This window comes from Altibacter sp. HG106 (assembly GCF_028561755.1).
Classification (GTDB): domain Bacteria; phylum Bacteroidota; class Bacteroidia; order Flavobacteriales; family Flavobacteriaceae; genus DFVG01.
In genome coordinates this window covers 1-5,513 of record NZ_JAQQTD010000015.1, presented here as the reverse complement: position 1 = coordinate 5,513, position 5,513 = coordinate 1, and the positions used below count along the sequence as shown (strand labels likewise).

Annotated in this window: 2 tRNA genes and 3 rRNA genes; all 5 read right to left on the bottom strand. The window is 49.1% G+C overall.

Annotation, left to right across the window (positions count from 1 at the left end):
- Nucleotides 1-44: 44 nt before the first annotated feature.
- A 5S ribosomal RNA gene (rrf, locus tag PO830_RS14630) occupies nucleotides 45-151 on the bottom strand.
- Nucleotides 152-288: 137 nt separating this feature from the next.
- Nucleotides 289-3,111, bottom strand: a 23S ribosomal RNA gene (locus PO830_RS14625).
- A 335-nt stretch (nucleotides 3,112-3,446) separates the two neighbouring features.
- Nucleotides 3,447-3,520: transfer RNA gene (locus PO830_RS14620), tRNA-Ala, on the bottom strand.
- Nucleotides 3,521-3,617: 97 nt separating this feature from the next.
- A tRNA-Ile gene (locus PO830_RS14615) sits at nucleotides 3,618-3,691 on the bottom strand.
- Between the two features lie 139 nt (nucleotides 3,692-3,830).
- Nucleotides 3,831-5,352 (bottom strand): 16S ribosomal RNA (locus PO830_RS14610).
- Together the 16S, 23S and 5S rRNA genes with 2 tRNA genes alongside form the textbook arrangement of a ribosomal RNA operon.
- Nucleotides 5,353-5,513 lie beyond the last annotated feature (161 nt).

Here is a 5,513-nt window from a genome sequence, read left to right as displayed (position 1 = left end):
GAATAAAAAAACCCAACCGATTATGGTTGGGTTTTATTTATAAAAGAAGGCGGCGACCTACTTTCCCGCGATGCAGTATCATCGGCGCTAACGGGCTTAACTTCTCTGTTCGGAAAGGTAAGAGGTGAGCCCCGTTGCTGTAACCACCTTAAGTTGTTGGCCCCGCTATTGGGGACGCTAATATTATTAACATATAGGGAAATAAAGAGCTACGAGTCGAAGCTGTTGTGTTTTTTTGAATGCGGCTCATGTAAGGAGCGTTGCAGTGCCCCCGAAGGGGCACGGCGCGTACATAAGCTTACGGGTTATTAGTACCACTTGGCTATGACATTACTGCCTTTACACCTGTGGCTTATCAACGTGGTAGTCTCCCACGACCCTTTAAAGAAATCTCATCTTGTGGTGGGTTTCGCGCTTATATGCTTTCAGCGCTTATCCCTTCCCGACGTAGCTACCCGGCAGTGCTCCTGGCGGAACAACCGGTACACCAGCGGTCAGTCCAACTCGGTCCTCTCGTACTAGAGTCAGATCCACTCAAATTTCTTGCGCCCACTGTAGATAGAGACCGAACTGTCTCACGACGTTCTGAACCCAGCTCGCGTGCCACTTTAATGGGCGAACAGCCCAACCCTTGGGACCTTCTCCAGCCCCAGGATGTGACGAGCCGACATCGAGGTGCCAAACCCCCCCGTCGATGTGAGCTCTTGGGGGAGATCAGCCTGTTATCCCCGGAGTACCTTTTATCCTTTGAGCGATGGCCCTTCCATGCGGAACCACCGGATCACTATGCTCTACTTTCGTACCTGATCGACTTGTAGGTCTCTCAGTCAAGCTCCCTTATGCCATTGCACTCTACACACGATTGCCAACCGTGTTGAGGGAACCTTTAGAAGCCTCCGTTACTCTTTTGGAGGCGACCACCCCAGTCAAACTACCCACCAAGCACTGTCCCCATCGCTGGGTTAGGCTCTAAACAAGCAAAGGGTGGTATTTCAACAATGACTCCACAACACCTGGCGATGCTGCTTCAAAGTCTCCCACCTATCCTACACATTGCTTGTCCAAAGTCAATACTAAGCTATAGTAAAGGTTCACGGGGTCTTTTCGTCCCACAGCGGGTAACCGGCATCTTCACCGATACTACAATTTCACCGAGCTCATGGCTGAGACAGTGTCCAGATCGTTACACCATTCGTGCAGGTCGGAACTTACCCGACAAGGAATTTCGCTACCTTAGGACCGTTATAGTTACGGCCGCCGTTTACCGGGGCTTCAGTTCAACGCTTCGCCAAAGCTTACGTCTCCCCTTAACCTTCCGGCACCGGGCAGGTGTCAGGCCCTATACATCATCTTTCGATTTAGCAGAGCCCTGTGTTTTTGATAAACAGTCGCCTGGACCTCTTCACTGCGGCCCACATTGCTGTGGGCGACCCTTCTCCCGAAGTTACGGGTCTATTTTGCCTAGTTCCTTAGCCATGAATCTCTCGAGCACCTTAGAATTCTCATCCCAACTACCTGTGTCGGTTTAGGGTACGGGCTGCTTCACTTGCTTTTCTTGGAAGTCGATTCACTGGATTATCACCGCAGCCGTAGCCTTAGTGTACTATCGCCGTGTTACCACTGGCTTCAACGTACTATTCCGTCAGTACGCACCAATTATTCGCCTCCGTCACGTTTAGTGTGAGCAGGTACAGGAATATTAACCTGTTGGCCATCCACTTCCCCCTTCGGGTCCGCGTTAGGTCCCGACTAACCCTCAGCTGATTAGCATAGCTGAGGAAACCTTAGTCTTTCGGTGTGCGGGTTTCTCGCCCGCATTATCGTTACTTATGCCTACATTTTCTTTTCTGTCCGCTCCAGCATACCTCACAGTACACCTTCAGCGCAAACAGAATGCTCCCCTACCATCCGCCTATTGGCGGATCCATAGCTTCGGTAATATGCTTATGCCCGATTATCATCCATGCCGGACCGCTCGACTAGTGAGCTGTTACGCACTCTTTAAATGAATGGCTGCTTCCAAGCCAACATCCTAGCTGTCTGTGCAGTCCAACCTCGTTTGTTCAACTTAGCATATATTTTGGGACCTTAGCTGATGGTCTGGGTTCTTTCCCTCTCGGACATGGACCTTAGCACCCATGCCCTCACTACCATGAAACATTTTATAGCATTCGGAGTTTGTCAGGGATTGGTAGGCGGTGAAGCCCCCGCACCCAATCAGTAGCTCTACCTCTATAAAACTATCATGATGCTGCACCTAAATGCATTTCGGGGAGTACGAGCTATTTCCGAGTTTGATTGGCCTTTCACCCCTACCCTCAGGTCATCCCAAGACTTTTCAACGTCAACGGGTTCGGTCCTCCACTATGTGTTACCACAGCTTCAACCTGCCCAAGGGTAGATCACACGGTTTCGCGTCTACTACTGCTAACTATACGCCCTATTCAGACTCGCTTTCGCTACGGATCCGTACCTGAAGTACTTAACCTCGCTAACAACAGTAACTCGTAGGCTCATTATGCAAAAGGCACGCCGTCACCATAAAATGGCTCCGACCGCTTGTAAGCGCATGGTTTCAGGTTCTATTTCACTCCCTTGTTCAGGGTTCTTTTCACCTTTCCCTCACGGTACTGGTTCACTATCGGTCTCTCAGGAGTATTTAGCCTTGGCGGATGGTCCCGCCAGATTCATACAGGGTTTCACGTGCCCCGCACTACTCAGGATACTGCTATCGGTAACTGTCCTTTCCCATACCGGGCTATCACCGTCTATGGCCAAGCTTTCCAGCTTGTTCTGGTTCGTAAAGCACCAAATGTCGCAGTCCTACAACCCCAATATTGCCGTAACAACATTGGTTTGGGCTAATGCGCGTTCGCTCGCCACTACTAGCGCAATCACTATTGTTTTCTCTTCCTCCGGGTACTTAGATGTTTCAGTTCCCCGGGTTCGCCTCCTATTGGATAACATGTCTTCAACATGCTGGGTTGCCCCATTCGGAAATCTGCGGATCGATTCGTATGTGCCGATCCCCGCAGCTTATCGCAGCTTATCACGTCCTTCATCGCCTCTGAGAGCCTAGGCATCCCCCATGCGCCCTTATTTTGCTTATTGTACTTTTTTGCTCTTAATGAGTTTGATTCAAAAAAAAATTGTCGACTATGCACCTAAGTGCATAATCATTTTCGCTTTTCTCGTATTTCTTTATTTTCCCAATATGTCAATGAACGTTTCTGATCTCACTCTATAAGCAGTTTAGGATACTTATAAAGGTCATAAACCAAATATCGTATCAAGTTGCTCGCTTTTCGGAGTGTCCGCCTTTGGCGAACCGTCCTCAAACTCACATCTTGAAAAACTTTTAAAAACATCTTAAATCGTCGAAAAATAGAAAGTAAACTTTCTTTTTCCTCCTTCTTTCAGACACTCTCTTTTAAAAGTTTTATCTGTGGAGAATATCGGAGTCGAACCGATGACCTCCTGCGTGCAAGGCAGGCGCTCTAGCCAGCTGAGCTAATTCCCCATAACTAGTAGTTAGTAATGAGTAGTTAGTAGTTAGTCACATAACTACATACCCAACTTCCAGAATTTCCTTTCAATATATAATGAACGTAATATCGTAGTCTCAGGCAGACTCGAACTGCCGACCTCTACATTATCAGTGTAGCGCTCTAACCAGCTGAGCTATGAGACTCTAGCGGCGGCGTACTGGCACCGGAAAACCGGTGGCATCGACCACCTTCCAACAGTATATATTTTGAAATCGACAGAAAGAACAAGCAATACCCTCCTATAAATCGAAGGACATATGATCGTAACATCACTTTCTCTAGAAAGGAGGTGTTCCAGCCGCACCTTCCGGTACGGCTACCTTGTTACGACTTAGCCCCAGTTACCAGTTTTACCCTAGGCAGCTCCTTGCGGTCACCGACTTCAGGTACCCCCAGCTTCCATGGCTTGACGGGCGGTGTGTACAAGGCCCGGGAACGTATTCACCGCATCATGGCTGATATGCGATTACTAGCGATTCCAGCTTCACGGGGTCGAGTTGCAGACCCCGATCCGAACTGAGATAGGTTTTATAGATTCGCTCCGCCTTGCGACGTGGCTGCTCTCTGTACCTACCATTGTAGCACGTGTGTAGCCCAGGACGTAAGGGCCGTGATGATTTGACGTCATCCCCACCTTCCTCACGGTTTGCACCGGCAGTCTGGCTAGAGTTCCCGACATTACTCGCTGGCAACTAACCACAGGGGTTGCGCTCGTTATAGGACTTAACCTGACACCTCACGGCACGAGCTGACGACAACCATGCAGCACCTTGCAATTAGTCCGAAGAAGGGGGTGTTTCCACCCCTGTCCAACTGCATTTAAGCCCTGGTAAGGTTCCTCGCGTATCATCGAATTAAACCACATGCTCCACCGCTTGTGCGGGCCCCCGTCAATTCCTTTGAGTTTCATTCTTGCGAACGTACTCCCCAGGTGGGATACTTATCACTTTCGCTTAGCCACTCAACCCAAAGGTCGAGCAGCTAGTATCCATCGTTTACGGCGTGGACTACCAGGGTATCTAATCCTGTTCGCTCCCCACGCTTTCGTCCCTCAGCGTCAATATATTGTTAGTGACCTGCCTTCGCAATTGGTATTCTATGTAATATCTATGCATTTCACCGCTACACTACATATTCTAGCCACTTCACAATAATTCAAGACGACCAGTATCAAAGGCAGTTCTACAGTTGAGCTGCAGACTTTCACCCCTGACTTAATCGCCCGCCTACGGACCCTTTAAACCCAATGATTCCGGATAACGCTTGCATCCTCCGTATTACCGCGGCTGCTGGCACGGAGTTAGCCGATGCTTATTCGTACGGTACCGTCAGCCCCCCTCACGAGGGAGGGTTTCTTCCCGTAAAAAAGCAGTTTACAACCCATAGGGCAGTCTTCCTGCACGCGGCATGGCTGGATCAGGCTCTCGCCCATTGTCCAATATTCCTCACTGCTGCCTCCCGTAGGAGTCTGGTCCGTGTCTCAGTACCAGTGTGGGGGATCCCCCTCTCAGGGCCCCTACCCATCGTAGCCTTGGTGTGCCGTTACCACACCAACAAACTAATGGGACGCATGCCCATCTTCTACCGTAACCTTTACTGTTAATGTGAGGCCACAAAAACAGACCATGGGGGGTTAATCCAAATTTCTTCGGGCTATACCCCAGTAGAAGGTAGGTTGCATACGCGTTACGCACCCGTGCGCCGGTCGTCATCTGATAGCAAGCTATCAATGTTACCCCTCGACTTGCATGTGTTAAGCCTGCCGCTAGCGTTCATCCTGAGCCAGGATCAAACTCTTCATCGTATAATCTTAAATAAATCTCGATATATACAATCAAAAGCCCTCAAAAGATATTCTCAGGTATTGCTTGGTTCTTCTTTTCTATATAAGTCTCAAATCATAATCGATCTAAAACAAATACGCTGTCAATTTCAATATCTCAATGAACTTTTCTATTCCTTCGC